16 protein-coding genes are annotated in these 16,901 nt (G+C 65.1%); 15 read left to right on the top strand and 1 reads right to left on the bottom strand.

The window, feature by feature from the left end; all coding sequences use genetic code 11:
- Positions 1–114: 114 nt before the first annotated feature.
- From C4K38_RS18225 to C4K38_RS18210, 4 genes are all read left to right on the top strand, one after another.
- The gene (locus C4K38_RS18225) at positions 115–636 is read left to right on the top strand and encodes a sigma-70 family RNA polymerase sigma factor (RefSeq protein ID WP_053279584.1); all 522 of its coding nucleotides are present in this window, start codon (positions 115–117) and stop codon (positions 634–636) included.
- Complete coding sequence (locus C4K38_RS18220; RefSeq protein ID WP_053279583.1) at positions 633–1,592, top strand: FecR domain-containing protein; 960 nt, start codon at positions 633–635, stop codon at positions 1,590–1,592. Before C4K38_RS18225 ends, C4K38_RS18220 begins: the two co-directional genes overlap by 4 nt.
- Before the next feature lie 102 nt (positions 1,593–1,694).
- The gene (locus tag C4K38_RS18215; RefSeq protein WP_053279582.1) at positions 1,695–4,175 is read left to right on the top strand and encodes a TonB-dependent siderophore receptor; all 2,481 of its coding nucleotides are present in this window, start codon (positions 1,695–1,697) and stop codon (positions 4,173–4,175) included.
- Positions 4,176–4,540: 365 nt separating this feature from the next.
- Positions 4,541–4,846 (top strand): hypothetical protein, encoded by a 306-nt coding sequence (locus C4K38_RS18210; protein WP_053279581.1) that lies wholly within the window; start codon positions 4,541–4,543, stop codon positions 4,844–4,846.
- A gap of 165 nt (positions 4,847–5,011) precedes the next feature.
- On the opposite strand, the gene C4K38_RS18205 is transcribed toward C4K38_RS18210, so the two are convergent.
- Positions 5,012–6,664, bottom strand: coding sequence for a hypothetical protein (locus tag C4K38_RS18205; RefSeq protein ID WP_053279580.1), 1,653 nt, complete (start codon positions 6,662–6,664; stop codon positions 5,012–5,014).
- A 56-nt stretch (positions 6,665–6,720) separates the two neighbouring features.
- On the opposite strand from C4K38_RS18205, the gene C4K38_RS18200 reads away from it, so the two are divergent.
- From C4K38_RS18200 to C4K38_RS18150, 11 genes are all read left to right on the top strand, one after another.
- A complete protein-coding gene (locus C4K38_RS18200; RefSeq protein WP_053279579.1) occupies positions 6,721–8,073 on the top strand; it encodes a hypothetical protein in 1,353 nt (450 codons plus the stop codon).
- 241 nt (positions 8,074–8,314) lie between these two features.
- Positions 8,315–8,800 carry a cyclic pyranopterin monophosphate synthase MoaC gene (gene moaC, locus C4K38_RS18195; protein ID WP_053279578.1) on the top strand — a complete coding sequence of 162 codons (486 nt, stop codon included), beginning with the start codon at positions 8,315–8,317 and terminating at the stop codon, positions 8,798–8,800.
- Positions 8,797–9,042 carry a MoaD/ThiS family protein gene (locus tag C4K38_RS18190; protein ID WP_016702481.1) on the top strand — a complete coding sequence of 82 codons (246 nt, stop codon included), beginning with the start codon at positions 8,797–8,799 and terminating at the stop codon, positions 9,040–9,042. Before moaC ends, C4K38_RS18190 begins: the two co-directional genes overlap by 4 nt.
- A gap of 4 nt (positions 9,043–9,046) precedes the next feature.
- Positions 9,047–9,490 carry a CopD family copper resistance protein gene (locus tag C4K38_RS18185; RefSeq protein WP_053279577.1) on the top strand — a complete coding sequence of 148 codons (444 nt, stop codon included), beginning with the start codon at positions 9,047–9,049 and terminating at the stop codon, positions 9,488–9,490.
- 92 nt (positions 9,491–9,582) lie between these two features.
- Positions 9,583–10,941: an oxygen-independent coproporphyrinogen III oxidase gene (locus C4K38_RS18180; protein WP_053279576.1), complete on the top strand. Its 1,359-nt coding sequence runs from the start codon at positions 9,583–9,585 to the stop codon at positions 10,939–10,941.
- 156 nt (positions 10,942–11,097) lie between these two features.
- Positions 11,098–11,889, top strand: a complete 792-nt coding sequence (locus tag C4K38_RS18175; RefSeq protein WP_053279575.1) for a CbbQ/NirQ/NorQ/GpvN family protein — start codon at positions 11,098–11,100, stop codon at positions 11,887–11,889.
- Positions 11,873–12,472, top strand: a complete 600-nt coding sequence (locus tag C4K38_RS18170) for a cytochrome c oxidase subunit 3 (RefSeq protein ID WP_053279574.1) — start codon at positions 11,873–11,875, stop codon at positions 12,470–12,472. Before C4K38_RS18175 ends, C4K38_RS18170 begins: the two co-directional genes overlap by 17 nt.
- Positions 12,473–12,482: 10 nt before the next feature.
- Positions 12,483–12,743, top strand: coding sequence for a cytochrome C oxidase subunit IV family protein (locus C4K38_RS18165; protein WP_053279573.1), 261 nt, complete (start codon positions 12,483–12,485; stop codon positions 12,741–12,743).
- Between the two features lie 98 nt (positions 12,744–12,841).
- Entirely contained in the window at positions 12,842–13,282 is a 441-nt protein-coding gene (locus C4K38_RS18160; RefSeq protein WP_016702476.1) for a c-type cytochrome, read from the top strand.
- A gap of 3 nt (positions 13,283–13,285) precedes the next feature.
- The gene (locus tag C4K38_RS18155; RefSeq protein ID WP_025810383.1) at positions 13,286–14,713 is read left to right on the top strand and encodes a cbb3-type cytochrome c oxidase subunit I; all 1,428 of its coding nucleotides are present in this window, start codon (positions 13,286–13,288) and stop codon (positions 14,711–14,713) included.
- Positions 14,714–14,971: 258 nt separating this feature from the next.
- A complete protein-coding gene (locus C4K38_RS18150; protein WP_053279572.1) occupies positions 14,972–16,807 on the top strand; it encodes a nitric oxide reductase activation protein NorD in 1,836 nt (611 codons plus the stop codon).
- The last annotated feature ends 94 nt before the right edge of the window (positions 16,808–16,901 follow it).

The raw sequence follows: 16,901 nt of genomic DNA, 5'->3' as shown, positions 1-16,901 counted from the left end.
ACCGCCTGCGGCGCAGCCATTGCGGCTGCGCCAGGCTTCTGCGGAATGTGTTGCAAGCCGCGATGACACGGATGACAATGCGAGTCATTATCAGTCGCGAATTATTCCATCGTCATGCCCGCCAACGACTTGTCCTTACGCAGTGCTGTCAACGATCTGTATTGTGACCATCAGGGTTGGCTCCAGGGCTGGCTGCGCAAGCGCCTGGGCAACGCCTTCGATGCCGCGGACCTGACCCAGGACACCTTCGTCCGGGTGATCAAGGCCCGCTCCGCGCTGGACATCCGCGAGCCGCGCTCGTACCTGTCGATGATTGCCAAGGGGCTGCTGATCGACCTGTTTCGTCGGCGCTCGCTGGAGCAGGCCTACTTCGACGTGCTGGCCGCCATGCCCGAAGCCCTGCAGCCATCGCCGGAGGAACAGGCGATCCTGTTCCAGGCGCTGATGGAAATCGACCGCCTGCTGCAAGGGCTGGGGCCGCGGGTCAAGCAGACCTTCATCCTGTCGCAGTTCAATGGCCTGACCTATCCGCAAATCGCCGAGCAGTTGGGCGTCAGCGTGCGCACAGTGAACAACCACATGGCCAAGGCCATGGAGCATTGCTGCCTGATGCAGATCCAGTTGCAACTCGCATGAGCCTGCCTGCCGAGGAAGTGAAGGCCATTGGCGTCGCGGCGCGCTGGTATGCCCGCTTGCATTCCGGCACGGCGACCGACGCCGATCGGGTCGCCTGGGACAGCTGGCTGGCGGCCGATCCGCTGAATCGCCAGGCCTGGCAACGCATGGCCGCGGTGGCCGAACAGATGGCCAGCGTGCCGGGCGCCCTGGCGGCGCCGACCTTGAGCAAGGCCGGCAACAGTTCCCGGCGCCAGGTGCTGCGCAGCGCCTTGCTGCTGACCTCCGCCGGCACCCTGGGCTGGCTGGGCTGGCGCAGCCAGGCCGCGCAGAACCTGATGTGCGACTACCGCACCCGGGTGGGCGAGCGCCGCGAATTCCGCCTGGCGGACGGCAGCAGCCTGCTGCTCAACACCGACACCTCGGTCAACCTGCGCTTCGATGGGCGCCAGCGGGTGCTGGAGTTGCTGTGGGGCGAGATCCTGGTGAGCACCGCGCCTGACCCATTGCAGCGACCGTTCAAGGTGGTCACCCGCCATGCCCAGGTGCTGGCGCTGGGTACGCGTTTTATCGTGCGCAGCCAGCCCGGGGGCGGCGAGGTGGCGGTGCTGGAAAAAGCGGTGGAGGTCAGCGTGCCGGGCAGCGGTTCGGCGATGCGGGTCGAGGCCGGCCAGCGGGTGGCGTTCAACGACCGCAGCCTGGGCATGCAACGCGGCAACGATGTCTCGGTGGGCGCCTGGCAGCAGGGCAGCATCATTGCCATCGACCGTCCCTTGGCCGCACTGCTCAACGACCTGTCGCGTTATCGTCCCGGCGTGCTGCGTTGGGACCCGGCCATCGGCGACCTGAAGGTTTCCGGAGTCTTTCCCATCGATGACACCGACCTCGCGCTGGCGGCGCTGGAGAGCGGGTTTGCCTTGCGCGTGACCCGCTACAGCCGTTTCTGGGTCCAGGTCGCCCGGGCCGATTCGCGTTGACGTCAGGTCTTGGATAAAAAATTCTCCGGCGCCTGCACTTTTCGGCCGCACCGTTCGGCTCATCCCTCAGTGAGTTGTCATTGACCGTTTGGGGGAGGGAGCATGTCTCGGGTGAACGCGCCAGGTCGTCTGGCGAACGCAGTGAAAGTCGCTTTGTTGGCAACCACCATGGCCAGCGCCTGCTCGGCGAATGCCGACCAGGCCACAGGGGCCGCGGCGCAGCAAAGCCAGGTCCGCGCCTATGACATCGGCGCCGGCAGCCTGGTGGATGTGCTGACCCGTTTTTCCAGCGCCGCCGGGGCGGCGATTTCCTTTGATGCGCGCCAGACCCAGGGCCGGCAATCGCCCGGGCTCAAGGGCCAGTTCGGGGTCGACGAAGGTTTCGCGCGGATTCTGCGCGGCAGCGGCCTGCGGGCCGAGCCCCAGGCCAACGGCAGCTATGTGCTGCGCGCGGTGCCGGTGCTCGGCTCGGCGCTGGAACTGGGCGCCACCAACATCAACGGCCAACTGCTGGGGGCGACCACCGAGGGCAGCGGCTCCTACACCACCGGGGCGGTGACCATCGGCAAGGGCGAGCACTCGCTGCGGGAAACCCCGCAATCGGTGACGGTGATGACCCGCAAGATGCTCGACGACCAGAACCTGAACAGCATCGACCAGGTCATGGAAAAGACCCCGGGCATCACCGTCTACGACTCGACCATGGGCGGCAAGTACTTCTACTCCCGCGGCTTTCGCATGTCGGGCCAGTATCAGTACGACGGCGTGCCGCTGGACATGGGCAACCTCTATGTCCAGGCCGACAGCTTCAGCGGCGACATGGCCTATTACGACCGGGTGGAAATCCTCCGTGGCGCGGCGGGGATGATGAAGGGCGCGGGCGGCACCGCCGGCGGGGTGAACTTCGTGCGCAAGCGTGGCCAGAGCACCCCGCAGACCGAGGTCACGCTGTCCGGCGGCAGCTGGGACAACTACCGCGGGCAGGTCGACACCGGCGGCCCGCTCAACGAGTCCGGCACCTTGCGTGGCCGCGCGGTGGTGGCCGAGCAGAGCCGGCATTACTTCATCGACGACGCCAGTCGCAAGGACCAGGTGTATTACGGCGCGCTCGACTTCGACCTGAGCCCCGACACCACCCTCGGCCTGGGCATCGCCTATGAAGACGTCGACGCCAACCCGTGCTGGGGCGGCCTGCCGCGCTACAAGGATGGCAGCGACCTGAAGCTCGGCCGCTCGACCTGCCTCGACCCGTCCTGGAACACCTGGCGCAGCAAGCGCACCACGGTGTTCAGCGACCTCAGGCACCAGCTCAACGACGACTGGACGCTGAAGGTCGCCGGCGTCTATACCAAGAACACCCAGGACATCAAATACGCCTTCGCCTCCGGCTCGGTGACACCCGGCATCGACACCACCGGCATGCTCGGCAGCCTGTATGAGTACGACCAGGTCGATTACGGCCTCGATGCCTACCTGGACGGCAAGTTCAGCGCGTTCGGCCTGCAGCATGAGCTGGTGGTGGGGTTCAACGGCAGCCGCGCGGACAAGGACGATTTCTTCTCGGTGGCCTTCCTGCCGCAGCGGCAGAACGTGTTCAACCCGGACCGGCATATCCCGGAACCGGACGACAGCTACTTCATCGAGAAATCGACCCGCGGTGGCCCGGTGAAGACCGTCACCGAACAGCGCGGCCTGTACTCGACCCTGCGGCTCAAGCTGGCGGAGCCCCTGACCTTTGTCGTCGGCAGCCGGGTGAGCTGGTACCGCTCGAAAAGCGATTCGGTGTTCCTCAGCTCGGGCACCTCGGAGCACGCCAGGAGCACCGAGACCGGCCAGGTCACGCCCTTTGCCGGCCTGTTGCTGGACCTCAACGATAACCTGACCGCCTATGCCAGCTACGCGGAGATCTTCACGCCCCAGGGCAACTACCGCTCGCAAAGCGGCTCGGCGCTCAAGCCGCTGGTGGGGGAAAGTTATGAGCTGGGGATCAAGGGCGAATGGTTCGAGGGGCGCCTGAACAGCTCCTTCAACCTGTTCCAGACCGTGCAGAAGGACCTGGCGCAGACCGACTACAACTCCAGCTGCGCGTCATCGGACGGCTACTGCTACCTGAACTCCGGCAAGGTCCGCGCCCAGGGCTTCGAAGCCGAGATCAGCGGCGAGCTCATCGAGCGCCTGCAACTGCTGGCCGGCTACACCTACACCCAGACCAAGACCCTCGACGACATCGACAGCGGCCTCAACGGCGCCGCGTTCAACAGCTATGTGCCGCGCCATGTGCTGCGCCTGTGGGGTGACTACGCCCTCGACGGCGCATTCGAGCGCTTCAGCATCGGCGCCGGGGTCAACGCGCAAAGCGACAACTTCCGGGTATCGCCGGCCACCGGCGAAAAAATCACCCAGGCCGGCTACGCGGTGTGGAACGGCCGCATCGGCTACCGCATCGACGACACCTGGTCGCTGGCGCTCAACGGCAACAACCTGTTCGACAAGCGCTACTACGCCACCATCGGCACCGAAAACTTCGGCAACTACTACGGTGATCCACGCAACTTCACCATGACCCTCAAGGCGCGGTTCTGAGTCGGTCAGTCAGCAAAACAACGCCACTCCCATGAGTGGCGTTTTTGTTTGTGGCGGATTTATCCGATTTCTACCCATTCTCGGGCATTGCCAGCGCCCAGCAGCACATCGCCGATGGGCGACTTGGGGGACTGCACAAATTTCGGAAATTCCCTACAACACGCCTGTAACTTCCTTCAATAGGATGGCCAGCTGACTAAAAGGAGGGTCACGCATGGCTAATCGCGATTACATGCCTGGCGCCTGTTTAGATACATCAGAGCAGACTATGTACGATCCTATAAAAGCATGGGGGCGGGCGCGATGGGTTTTGAAATATATACCGACTTCCAGACAGGAATGCAGGTATACAGAGAGTCAGGAAAATGATTGTGTGGGTTTTCCCTGTTTTTGCCGCTTTCGGCATTAGTGTTGCCTATTTTTTGAAGGTACGTCTCTCTGGCAGCGATTTGAATTACGCCAGGTTTTATTTCTGTCTGGCGTTCAATGGTGTTTTTGTCGTGCCTTACATGGATATTCTTCAGAATAATGACTTTCTGTTCTTGGGGCATCGGCCCGAGATAATTTCAGAGCATCCATTTATTGGGTGGATTGCTTTTTCTTGCATATTTATTCATCTGTTTGCTCTCCCGGTTAAACGAAAAATCAAAGGCTGGTTTTCACGAAAGTAAGCACATACGAATAAATGCTTTCTGGATTACGCAGTGGCCGCAATTCACCTCGGGTGAGCTCTTTCGGTGTTACGAAGAAGTACTGTCCTGATCTGAGAACCTCGGCCTGCCGCGCCCAGCGAACCGGTTTTCACCTGGGCGTGGAGGCCTGGAGAGTGGCGTAACTCAGCCGATTTCCACCCATCCCCGGGCGCCGTCGGCACCCAGCAGATCAGCGACCGGCTGCACGGCAATCCGGCCATCCACCGTGCCCAGCGCCAGCTGCCCGTCGCGGGCGTCCATGGCGTGGATGATGGTCGGCAAGCCATCGATCCGCGCCTTGGCGTTCAGCCGCAGCTGGCCGGTCCGGGCCTCGATCAGCATCAGCGTCCCGTCCAGGAAAGCCGCCGCCACCAGGCCGGCTTCGGGCAGGTGGACGATCGCGCTGGGCGATGCCGGGGTGGGATGGCGCCATAGCTCCTGGCCGCGCTCCAGGTGCCGACGGTAGATGAAGCCCTGGTACGGCTCGCAGACCGAAGGGTTGTAGTGCTGGCCGGCGATCACCACGCCCGTGCCCAGGGCATCCGCCACATAAGCGCCCCGGCATTCCATGGCGTGGCTGGCCCGGGTGCCGTCCTGCTTGAGCAGCGGCCAGAGTCTTTGCAGGGTGCCGTCGGGCTGGACGATGCACAGGTACTTGTGTTCGTGGGAGCTGGCCGGCGTGCCCTGCAGCGCGAACAGATGGGGCGCGCCGCTGATGCCGATGTAGTGGTTGAAGCAGTCGTAGTGGCCGACATCGACGGGCTGGGTGCTGTCGCGGGTGGTGTCCAGCAGCAGGTCGACGGCCTTCGAACCGGGGTCTCTCAGGCGGTTGCGCCGTCCCAGTAGGCGGCCATTTCTGGATGCGCAGAAGGTGTATTCATCGTCGTAGGCCTGCACCAGGACCAGGCCGTTGTCCTTCAGGACATACAAACGGGAATCGCGGCGATAGGCCTCGGGACCGTCCTGCACCTGCACCCCGTGCACATGCACGCCGGCCCCGCGCAGGATCTCGGCGCCGTAGCCCGTACCTGTGTGGTGGGCGAACCGGGTGCCGTCCGTGCTGTAGATGTCCAGCAGGCAATCGTCATGGGTGACGCCTATCCGGTCCGGGCCGAGCCAGGCGATATCGCGGATCGCGCTTCGGCATTCCAGCTCGGGCACGCCCAGCCAATGGGCCAGGCGCACGGCCGCTGGGCTCTGGTCATCTGCGGCAAGGCCGGAGGCCTCGACGGTGGCGGCTGGGTCCAGTTCCAGTACCACGGGCGTTTGCCCAGCCCACGCCGCTGCACTGTCGTCGGCCCGCACCAGAAACAGCGTGTCGAGGATCACCGACCAGTCGCTGTCGTCCAGCCCATCCCATTCTTCGTTCCATGGCCGCACCCAGGCTTCGATCCGCTCGCCGCTGGCGTCGTAGCGGCAGCGCACGACTTCGGGAATATCGGCAAAAGGGCGCCGGCTCTGGCCGGTCTGCCAGTCCCACACGGCCAACTCGCCTTCGAACAAGTAGCCGCCGTCATAGCGGCCGGCACCGATAACGATGCGGGGCAGGGTGGGGTGGAAGCCCAGGTCATTGATCGGCAGGCACAGTTCATCGAAGATGGCGAACGGCACCGGCTCGCCACGCCGGTACAGGCCGAGCCGATAACGCAACCCGGTGCCGCCATAAGCCGCCCGTGCGGGCGGATTGACCAGCAACGAAAACTCCGAGACCACGGCGGCGATATCCCCCGCCGGGTGGAAGAACGCGCCGGTGATCCTGCCGGTTCCGCGCAAGGTGGGGTCCATGAGGCTGGTCATTGCTGCTCCCTGAGTGGTGCTGTATCGATGTGTCGTTTCATTTCCATGGAGGGAGAATGCTCATTCAAACAATCCTGTTTTTCGCCAATCCGGCTGGCAGAACGAACCTGCGGTGCGCCATCGCGACCGCTGCATTACTGGTGGCCTCGTCTGTTGCGCCCCTGCAGGCGGCGTCGCTGTCATTGGAGGTCGAACTGGCCGACAGCTCCATTGCCTACCTCGATGAATCGACCCAGGCGCGATTGTGGCCGCAAGTATGGACGGGGGCCGAGCTCGTTGCCTATTACTTCCCCTCTATCGGTAGCAAGGGCAAGACGCATAAGACGCGGCCCAGCTTGCAGCTGCTCACCTGCATGGTCGGTACCGTCTGTGTCCCGGCGCCTCGTTTCGAGATGGAAAGCTTGCCGGTGCGGCGCCAAGTGACGGTTCGCGCGCAGGTGTTGCAGGGCAGCGCGGGGCAGCCGCTGAAGCTGCGCTTCGAGTTGCCCGAAACACCTGCCGAGTATTACAGCTTCAGCCATGCCGAATTGCGCGCACCGGCGGACGCGCTGTGGCGCGAGCCCTTGTTTACAAGCTGGGCCCGCGATTTGTCGTGGGAGGCACGGCGGGGGTTCTCCAAGCGACGCAAGCAACCCCTGAGTATTGCGCTGGTCTTCCCGAAGCAGGATGTGCCCGGTTATCAGATGGTGGATCTGGCCGTCAGAACGCCAGGGGGAGATAGCCACCCTGGCGATCCTATGGCGGTGACGACCCTGCGTGCCAACCTGAAGGCGCCGGATGGCAGCGTGCGACAGCTGGCATGGCCGGGGCACTTGAGCCTGGACCTGCAGGAGCGGCTTGAGGTATCGCCGGACTGGACCAGGACCGGCCGCGTGCCGGCGACTGTCAAGCTCAACCAGTTTCCCTGGCGACTCTCTTCGTATAGTGCGAAGGAACGCATCAGCACCGTCGTGATGCCGGACAGCACACCGCGCTGGTACGGCTTGAAGCACTACAACGCGCCCAAGGGCGTGTGGTTGAAACTGACCCAAAGCGGCCCCCTCGCGCAGGTGGAGCTGGAGGCCGAAGCGGGCGCCGAGCGGACGATCGAGGGGGACGTAGCGGTCAAGCGCGAAACCTGGCTGTTCTTCGCAGGCAAGCTGATGCGCTACCGCGGGCAATTGCATTACGGCAACGGTGCCGAGCACTTGCCCGACACCGAGTGGCGGATGGACTGGAGCGATGGCGAGCGACTGGAGGCGAGCGCCGCGAATGTGTCGCCCAGCTCACTGATCAAACAGGTGCCGGATTGCCGCTGGGATGGCTGCCGGAAAAACCTGGCCGAAGCTCGGGCCCAGCTGGCGGCGAGCGATGCGCAGCTGCAATCGGAAGGCGAACGCTACCTGCGGCTTGCGCGTGAGCCCGACTGAAACGGCGGATCGTGGACAGGGTGGCTCTGCAGGCCTGTGGTGCGGGGCGATAGGCTGCTTACGCAGCGCATAGGGCGGTTACGACCCTCCTTGGGACTTGTGGGTTTCTTGATTGACGTCAACCGCGCCAGCGGGCCGGCGCAGTAGTCTCGTTGCCACCCAACGGCGTGCGAAGCCGGGGCGATCCCGTCGCGCTTTTCGCCGCCATTACCAAGTCATCCTTGCCATGAATGAAGCGCCCATGACCGACGCCGTACTGACCCACCTCGATTCCCTCGGCCGTGCGCGCATGGTCGATGTCACCGATAAACACGTGACCTTTCGCGAGGCGGTGGCCGAGGCCTGGGTGCATATGCGCGCCGAGACCGCGCGGCTGATCGTCGGTGGCGGCCATCCCAAGGGCGATGTGTTCGCGGTGGCGCGCATTGCCGGTATCCAGGCGGCCAAGCGCACCAGTGAGTTGATCCCGCTCTGTCATCCGTTGCTGCTGAGCAGTGTGGTGGTCGAGTTGAGCCTCGAGGATGAACACCGCGTGCGCATCGTTTCGCGCTGCAAGCTGGCCGGGCAGACCGGGGTCGAGATGGAGGCGCTGACCGCCGCCAGCATCGCCGCCCTGACGCTGTACGACATGTGCAAGGCGGTAGACCGCAGCATGCATATCGAGTCGGTACGGCTGCTGCGCAAGTCCGGGGGCAAGAGTGGCGATTATCAGGCGCCCTCGGCATGAGGCTGCAGGTGCAGTATTTCTCCCGCTACCGGGAAACCCTGGGCTGCGCCAGCGAGGTGGTCGAAGGCGATTTCGCCTGCCTCGAGCATTTGCGTCGGCACCTGGCGAGCCGCTGCGGCATCTGGCGGGTGCTGGACGAGCCGAGCCTGATGTGTGCCCGCAACCAGGATATGTGCGGGCTCGACGAGGCGCTGGACGACGGCGACGAGGTGGCGTTTTTTCCCACGGTGACCGGAGGCTGAAGCGATGATCTATCCGCTGTTGCTCAGCCTGCATCTGCTCGCCGCGCTGGTGTTTATCGGCACGGTGTTCTTCGAGGTGCTGTTCCTGGAAAACATCCGCAAGCAACTGCCCGCCAAGCTTATGGTGCTGCTCGAACAGGGCATCGCCGACCGTGCCCGCCAGTTGATGCCCTGGGTGCTGCTGGTGCTGTTCGGCGCCGGGCTGGGCATGGTCTGGGTGCGTTATCTGCCGGTGCTGGCGGCGCCCTTGGCGTCGTCGTTCGGCACCTTGTTGATGCTGAAGATCCTGCTGGCCGCCAGCGTGCTCGGGCATTTCCTGGTGGCCATGCTGCTGTTCAGGAGTGGGCGCATGAACGCCCGCTACTCGCGCTTCATCCATCACAGCCTGTTCGGCCATATGCTGCTGATCGTGCTGCTGGCCAAGGCCATGTTCTACCTGAACTGGTAGGCCGGCGCCGAACCCACGCTTGATGCAAGTCAAGGAGCCCCGGGCGTTAACGCCGGACACTGGCCCTCCACCGCCAGTCCTGGAGCCCAGTCATGCCTGATCTACTGCCGCACCGCAGCGAGCCGATCGTTCGACGCGATCAAGGCGTGCTCGATCCCAACTGCCATGCCGACACCCGCCGCTTTCACGGCGGCATCGGTTCCCTGGACCTGCTGCGGGCGTTGCGCGGCAGCCGGCAGAAGCGCCGGCCGCTGTCTCTGAACGTGCAGTTTCCGCCGCGTCTGGCGGGTACGCCGGTGGACGCTGGCGAAAGCTACCTGCGGCGACTGGAGCGCGAGATCGACCTGGTGGGTTGCCACCTGGGGCCGGAGCAGCGGATCGAGCAGTTCCACCTCGGTGGCGGCACCCCGGAGGCGGCGCAGTTGCAACGCTTGATGCAGCACCTGCGCCAGCGCTTCCATTTTCTCGAACACGATTGCGGCGACTACAGCATCGACGTCGACCTGCACCACACCGACTGGGCGACCATGGGCCTGCTGCGCGACCAGGGTTTTAACCAGGTCAGCATCGGCGTGCCGGATATAGGTATCGACAGCCAGCTGTCGGTGGCCTGCTACCAGAACCCGGCGCCCATCCATTCGCTGATCGATGCGGCGCGGACCTTCGGTTATCGCTCGGTGAATGTCGACCTGGGTTATGGCCATGCCTGGCAGACCCCGGAGAGTTTTGCCTTGAAGCTGAGCACCCTGATCGAGCTGGAGCCCGACCGCCTGCAGGTGTTCGACTACGCCCAGCCGCCGCTGCGCTACCGGCGCCAGAGCCAGGACCGCCCCGCAGCAGCCTGCGGCCAGGACGCCAAGGAGGCGATGCGGCGGATCTGCTTCGAGCGCCTGCTGGCGGCGGGTTACCAGTACATCGGCCTGGGCCAGTTCGTGCGCCCCGACGACGACCTGATGATGGCCCAGGAGCGCGGCCGGTTGCGCCGCAACTGCCAGGGGTTTACCTGCCATGGCTATTGCGACCATGTGGGCTTCGGCCTGGGCGCCATCAGCCAGTTCGACGAGCTGTATACGCAGAACAGCGAGCGGCTCGATGACTATCTGCAACAGCTGGACCTGGGCCAGCTGGCGACCTGTCGCGGCTGGCGCTGCGAGGCCGGCGACCAGGTCCGGCAGCTGGTCATGGAGCGCCTGGCGTGTGACCTGGAGCTGGACATCCTGGCCATCGAAAGCCGCTACGGGCTGATCTTTCGCCAGTACTTCGCGTCCGCCTGGCTGCGCCTGCAACAGCTGAGCTGGAACGGCCTGGTGGAAGTCTCGGAGCGCTTTATCAGCATCCTGCCCGCCGGCCGGCTGGAGGTGGACAGCATCTGCCAGCTGTTCCAGGAGGACCGGAGCAGCCCGGGGCAGGCTGCCGGTTGCGCGTGCGTCGAGCCTGATTCCGGGCGCTGATTTCAGCCCTTGATTACAGCCCCTGATTCCAGCCCCTGATTCCAGCCCGGCGCGGCGCGCTTGACGGCGATCAAGTTTGCCCGCCGGTTCGCTTGCCGCTCCCTTGCGTGGCGCCTTAGCGTGGTCCCCGAACCCCGCTGTTGAATCAGGTAGCCCATGGATCTCGGAACGGCTTGCGAACCCTTCTATCAACCCTTGAACAATGAACAGGCGCTGTTCGAACAGGCCTGGCGGCACGGCATGCCGGTGCTGATCAAAGGCCCCACGGGCTGCGGCAAGACCCGCTTTGTCCAGCACATGGCGCACCGCCTTAACCTGCCGCTGCACAGCGTGGCCTGCCACGACGACCTCAGCGCCGCCGACCTGATCGGCCGCCATCTGATCGGCGCCCAGGGCACCTGGTGGCAGGACGGGCCGCTGACCCGGGCGGTGCGCGAAGGCGGCATCTGCTACCTCGACGAGGTGGTGGAGGCGCGGCAGGACACTGTGGTGGTCCTGCATCCCCTGGCCGACGGCCGTCGCGAGCTGTTCCTGGAACGCACCGGCGAAGTGCTGCGGGCGCCGCCGTCCTTCATGCTGGTGGTGTCCTATAACCCCGGCTACCAGAACCTGCTCAAGGGCATGAAGCCCAGCACCCGCCAGCGTTTCGTGGCGATGCGCTTCGACTATCCGCCGCCGGCCGAGGAGGAGCGCATCGTGCAGCGCGAGGCGCAGGTGGATGCCGCCCTGGCGCGGCAGATCGTCGGGCTGGGCCAGGCCCTGCGCCGCCTGGAACAGCATGACCTGGAGGAGGTGGCGTCCACCCGGCTGCTGATTTTCACCGCGCGCATGATCGGCGCCGGCATGCCGCCGCGCGAAGCCTGCCTGGCGTGCCTGGCCGAGCCCCTGAGCGACGACCCGGTGACGGTGGCGGCGCTGATGGACGTGGTCGATGTGCACTTCGGCTGAAGCCGCTGCTGTAACTAATAAGACCCCTCGGCGCCATCTGCCGGGGGACCTGGCGATGTGGTTTTTCATCCTCGCCGAGCTGTCGGTGTTCGCCATCCTGATCCTCGCGTTCGCCGTGACCCAGCAGCTCAAGCCGCAGCTGTTCGCCGAAAGCCGCCAACTGCTCGATAGTTCCACCGGCCTGGCCATGACCCTGAGCCTGCTCAGCGCCGGGCTGCTGGCGGCGCTGGCCCAGGAACGGGTGCGCCGGGCGCGACCACGCCAGGGCGCGGCGCTGTTGCTGGCGGCCTTGCTGGTGGCCACGGTCTACCTGCTGCTCAAGCTCGGCGAGTACCGGCATCTGCTGGGCCTGGGATTGGGGTTGGAGCACAACACCTTCTTCACCCTGTACTGGATCCTTACCGGTTTCCATTTCCTCCATGTGCTGCTGGGCATGCTGATTTTCGCCTGGCTGGCGCAGCGCTGCCTGCGTGGCCGCTATGGCGTCGACAACCCTTCGGGCTTCGAATCCGGGGTGCTCTATTGGCACATGGTCGATCTGGTCTGGGTGCTGCTGTTTCCGCTGGTCTACGTCCTGGATTGACGAGGTGCGCATGTCCGTTGGCAGGTTCTTGCTGAGCTGTTGGGCCGCCCTGGCCGGCCTCAGCGTCGGCACGGTATGGCTGGGCAGTTGGCTGGGGCAGGGCGCGCCGCGCGGGGTGGCGCTGCTGATCCTGCTGCTGGCGGTGGCCAAGGCCTGGCTGATCGCCGACGGCTTCATGGAGCTGCGCCACGGGCCGCGCCTGTGGCGCTGGCTGCTGCTCGGCTGGCCGCTGGCCCTGGCCTTGCTGCTGGGCCTGATCCTCAGCCTGTGAATACCCGAGTAAAACCATCGGCGTTTCTTGATTGCCATCAAGCGGGTTTGCCCCCCGCGCTTCCTAGAATGGCCGGGCCAAGCCAAGAGGAAGCGAGCATGTCGGAGACCTTCACCAAAGGCATGGCCAGGAACATCTATTTCGGGGGAAGTGTGTTCTTCTTCCTGATCTTCCTGGCCTTGACCTATCACACGGAGCAGACCTTTCCCGTGCGCAGCAACGACGCGCTGTTGAGCGCGGCGGTGGTGCGCGGCAAGACGGTCTGGGAGCAGAACAACTGCATCGGTTGCCACACCCTGCTGGGCGAGGGCGCGTACTTCGCGCCGGAGCTGGGCAACGTGTTCCAGCGCCGCGGCGGCGAGGAGGGCTTCAAGCCCTTCCTGCAGGCCTGGATGAAGATGCAACCCCTGGGTGTGCCCGGACGCCGGGCCATGCCGCAATTCAACCTGAGCCAGCAGGAGGTCGACGACATCGCCGAGTTCCTCAAGTGGAGCTCGAAGATCAATACCAATGGCTGGCCGCCAAACAAGGAGGGCTGAACGATGCGTCTTGCCAATCCACACCTGAAATTCGCCTCGCAAGCCGTGGCCAAACCCTACTTCGTGTTTGCCCTGATGCTGTTTCTCGGCCAGGTGCTGTTCGGTTTGATCATGGGCCTGCAATACGTGATCGGGGATTTCCTGTTCCCGATCATTCCCTTCAACGTGGCGCGCATGGTCCACACCAACCTGCTGATCGTCTGGCTGCTGTTCGGCTTCATGGGGGCGGCCTACTACCTGATCCCGGAAGAGGCCGACCGTGAACTGCACAGCCCGAAACTGGCGCTGCTGCTGTTCTGGGTGTTCGCCGCCGCCGGCGTGCTGACCATCCTCGGCTACCTGCTGGTGCCTTACGCGGGCCTGGCCCGGCTGACCCACAACGAGCTGCTGCCGACCATGGGGCGCGAGTTCCTCGAGCAGCCGACCATCACCAAGATGGGCATAGTGGTGGTGTGTCTGGGCTTTCTCTACAACATCGGCATGACCCTGCTCAAGGGCCGCAAGACCACCGTCAGCATGGTGATGATGACCGGGCTGATCGGCCTCGCGGTGTTCTTCCTGTTCTCCTTCTACAACCCGGCCAACCTGGCCCGCGACAAGTTCTACTGGTGGTGGGTGGTGCACCTGTGGGTGGAAGGCGTGTGGGAGCTGATCATGGGCGCGATGCTGGCCTTCGTGCTGATCAAAATCACCGGCGTGGACCGCGAAGTGGTGGAGAAGTGGCTCTACGTGATCATCGCCATGGCGCTGATCAGCGGGATCATCGGCACCGGTCACCACTTTTTCTGGATCGGTGCGCCCGAGGTCTGGCTGTGGGTCGGCTCGATCTTCTCGGCCCTGGAGCCGCTGCCGTTCCTGGCCATGGTGGTCTTCGCCTTCAGCATGGTGAAGAACCGCCGCCGGCAGCACCCCAACCGCGCCGCCACGCTGTGGGCCAAGGGCACCACGGTGACCGCGTTCTTCGGCGCCGGGGTCTGGGGTTTCCTGCATACCCTGGCGCCGGTCAACTACTACACCCACGGCACGCAACTGACCGCGGCCCACGGCCACCTGGCGTTCTACGGCGCCTACGCGATGATCGTCATGACCCTGATCAGCTACGCCATGCCGCGCCTGCGCGGGCTCGGCGAGGCGGCGGACGAACGTTCGCAGACCCTGGAAGTCTGGGGCTTCTGGCTGATGACCCTGTCGATGGTGATGATCACCCTGTTGCTCACCGCCGCCGGCGTGGTCCAGGTGCTGCTGCAACGCTGGGCCGAGGACGGCACCGCGATGCCGTTCATGGCCACGGTGGAGCACCTGAGCGGGCTGTTCTGGGCGCGCCTGATCAGCGGGCTGGGGTTCTTCGCCGGGCTGCTGTGCTACCTGCTGAGCTTCCGCCAGCGCGGCCGCGCCGCCTTGCGCGCGCCGGCTCCGGTGGTGTCTTCGTGAACGACCGCTAGCCGGCTGGGGACACGTATCCCATGTAGCCGCTGCCGAGCCTGCGAGGCTGCGATCGGCAGCACAGCGGCCGCAAACCGGGCCATGCGGTTTTTCAAGTAAACCGCGTGCGCAGGCTTTGCGAGGACTACGTCGGAGTGCCGCCCACCTCGATCGCAGCCTCGCAGGCTCGGCAGCGGCTACAGGGCAACGCACGACAGCGGTGTGTAGCCGCGGACCGTTTTTTTGCACTGGAAATAAGGAGGTTTTATGGCCTTCACCCTGGAACTGGAAGAGTGGGTCGGCAGTGTCTGGCATCGCTTTATCACCCGCCGCGCCAGCGTGGACTTTCCCGAGGCGCGGGTCGAACTGGCGCCGCGCCAACGCTCCCTGGCCCTGCTGTTGCGGGCCATGGGCGGGGACGGTCGCGGCGTCGAGGCGGCCAGCGAGCGTGACCTGCTGTTGCGCCGCAGCCTGTTGCAGCAGATCGCCGGCACCTGCCGGCAACTGCCCCTGGCCTGGTGCGACGCCGACAATTTGCGCCTGCCGGCCAGTCTCGCGGTGTTCCCCGAGGCGGCGTTGAACGAGGAACTGTATCGCTGGCTGGCCCTGCTGGCGGCGCAGTCCGGGCCGATGCGCCATTGGGGCCGGGACAATCAGCGCTGGACCCGGCGCCTGTTGCAGCGTTACCCGGCGTTGCGGGATCGCTACCAGAGGCTGGTGGAGGCGCACCTGCAACTGCGCCCCGATCCGGCTTCGCTGAGCCGCCCCGAGGCCGCGCTGGAGCGGGCCTTGTGCCAGGCCCTGCGCGAGCCCGGCAGCGTCGCCGAGTTTCCCCGCAGCGAACGCGCGGCCTGGCCGGTGCCGTTGTGGCTGTACCCGCCGCTGCACCTGGCCAGCCCGTTGGCCGCCGATCTTGAGGATTCGCCGGAAGACCTGGCCACCACTGCCGGCGAGCAGCCGGGCGGGCGCAAGCGCGCCAGCCGGGTCGAGGACCAGAGTCGCGACGGCGGCCTGCTGATCGTGCGCCTGGAGAACCTGTTCAGCTGGACCGAGCATGTGGACCTGGACCGCTGGGCCGACGACAGCGAAGACCCGGACGCGGCCCGGGTCGCCGCCGACCTGGACGAGCTGACCCTGTCGCGCACCCGCCTGCGCAAGGGTGGCGGCCTCAAGCTGCACCTGGATTTGCCGCCGGCGGAGGTCGACGACATCCCCCTGGGCGAGGGCATTCACCTGCCGGAATGGGACTACCGCAAAGGGCGGCTGCAGGAGGACTTGGTCAACCTGCAAATGCTGGTGCCACGCGACTGCCAGGCACAGCCGCTGCCGTCGCGCCTGAAGCCCTCGGCGCAGCTGCTGCGGCGGCAGTTCCAGCAGCTGCGCAACGACCGCCAGTGGTTGCGCCAGCAGCCCCAGGGCGCGGAACTGGATATGCAGGCCTGGCTGGATTTTCACGTCGAACGCGCCCATGGCGCCTGTGCCGAGCGCGGCCTGTTCATGGAGCAGCGCCAGACCCGGCGCGACCTGGCGTGCCTGCTGCTGGCCGATGTCTCGATGTCCACCGACGCCCACCTCAACGATGAGCACCGGGTGATTGAGGTGATCCGCGACAGCCTGCTGCTGTTCGGCGAAACCCTGGCTGGGCTGGGCGATGACTTTGCCCTGTACGGGTTTTCCTCGCTGCGCCGCCAGCAGGTGCGCATGCAGGAACTCAAGGCTTTCCACCAGCGTTACGACGACCACACCCGTGGACGGATCCAGGGGCTCAAGCCGGGTTTCTATACGCGCATGGGCGCGGCGATTCGCCAGGCCACCCGACTGCTCGCTGGCTGCAAGCGCCAGCGCAAGCTGTTGCTGTTATTGACCGACGGCAAGCCCAACGACCTGGACCTGTACGAAGGCCGTTATGGCGTCGAGGACACCCGTGAGGCGGTACTGGAAGCACGGCGCCAGGGGCTGACGCCGTTCTGCATCACCATCGACCGCGAGGCCGCGGCTTACCTGCCGTACATGTTCGGCGCCAATGGCTACACCCTGATCCGCCAGCCCGAGCAACTGCCCCTGCGTTTGCCGCAGTTGTATCGGCAGCTGACCCAGCCTTGAGGCGCAACCCTCCTTGACGGAAGGAGCCTGGCTCGCCAGCGAAGAGACCATCGGCTGTTGCCCGCCGCCTGGGACACCTTCGCTGGCTAGGGCA

The organism is Pseudomonas chlororaphis subsp. piscium (assembly GCF_003850345.1).
GTDB lineage: Bacteria > Pseudomonadota > Gammaproteobacteria > Pseudomonadales > Pseudomonadaceae > Aquipseudomonas > Aquipseudomonas piscium.
The sequence above is the reverse complement of the archived record's forward strand: the minus strand, read 5'-3'. Positions and strand labels throughout refer to the sequence as shown.

What these genes read in the sequence shown, in the direction of transcription:
- C4K38_RS18185 (WP_053279577.1), top strand. Translation starts at nt 9,047, where the DNA reads ATGATCTATCCGCTGTTGCTCAGCCTGCATCTGCTCGCCGCGCTGGTG.
- C4K38_RS18150 (WP_053279572.1), top strand. Translation starts at nt 14,972, where the DNA reads ATGGCCTTCACCCTGGAACTGGAAGAGTGGGTCGGCAGTGTCTGGCAT.
- C4K38_RS18190 (WP_016702481.1), top strand. Translation starts at nt 8,797, where the DNA reads ATGAGGCTGCAGGTGCAGTATTTCTCCCGCTACCGGGAAACCCTGGGC.
- C4K38_RS18215 (WP_053279582.1), top strand. Translation starts at nt 1,695, where the DNA reads ATGTCTCGGGTGAACGCGCCAGGTCGTCTGGCGAACGCAGTGAAAGTC.
- moaC (WP_053279578.1), top strand. Translation starts at nt 8,315, where the DNA reads ATGACCGACGCCGTACTGACCCACCTCGATTCCCTCGGCCGTGCGCGC.
- C4K38_RS18165 (WP_053279573.1), top strand. Translation starts at nt 12,483, where the DNA reads ATGTCCGTTGGCAGGTTCTTGCTGAGCTGTTGGGCCGCCCTGGCCGGC.
- C4K38_RS18155 (WP_025810383.1), top strand. Translation starts at nt 13,286, where the DNA reads ATGCGTCTTGCCAATCCACACCTGAAATTCGCCTCGCAAGCCGTGGCC.
- C4K38_RS18170 (WP_053279574.1), top strand. Translation starts at nt 11,873, where the DNA reads ATGTGCACTTCGGCTGAAGCCGCTGCTGTAACTAATAAGACCCCTCGG.
- C4K38_RS18210 (WP_053279581.1), top strand. Translation starts at nt 4,541, where the DNA reads ATGATTGTGTGGGTTTTCCCTGTTTTTGCCGCTTTCGGCATTAGTGTT.
- C4K38_RS18205 (WP_053279580.1), bottom strand. Translation starts at nt 6,664, where the DNA reads ATGACCAGCCTCATGGACCCCACCTTGCGCGGAACCGGCAGGATCACC.
- C4K38_RS18180 (WP_053279576.1), top strand. Translation starts at nt 9,583, where the DNA reads ATGCCTGATCTACTGCCGCACCGCAGCGAGCCGATCGTTCGACGCGAT.
- C4K38_RS18220 (WP_053279583.1), top strand. Translation starts at nt 633, where the DNA reads ATGAGCCTGCCTGCCGAGGAAGTGAAGGCCATTGGCGTCGCGGCGCGC.
- C4K38_RS18225 (WP_053279584.1), top strand. Translation starts at nt 115, where the DNA reads ATGCCCGCCAACGACTTGTCCTTACGCAGTGCTGTCAACGATCTGTAT.
- C4K38_RS18200 (WP_053279579.1), top strand. Translation starts at nt 6,721, where the DNA reads ATGCTCATTCAAACAATCCTGTTTTTCGCCAATCCGGCTGGCAGAACG.
- C4K38_RS18160 (WP_016702476.1), top strand. Translation starts at nt 12,842, where the DNA reads ATGTCGGAGACCTTCACCAAAGGCATGGCCAGGAACATCTATTTCGGG.
- C4K38_RS18175 (WP_053279575.1), top strand. Translation starts at nt 11,098, where the DNA reads ATGGATCTCGGAACGGCTTGCGAACCCTTCTATCAACCCTTGAACAAT.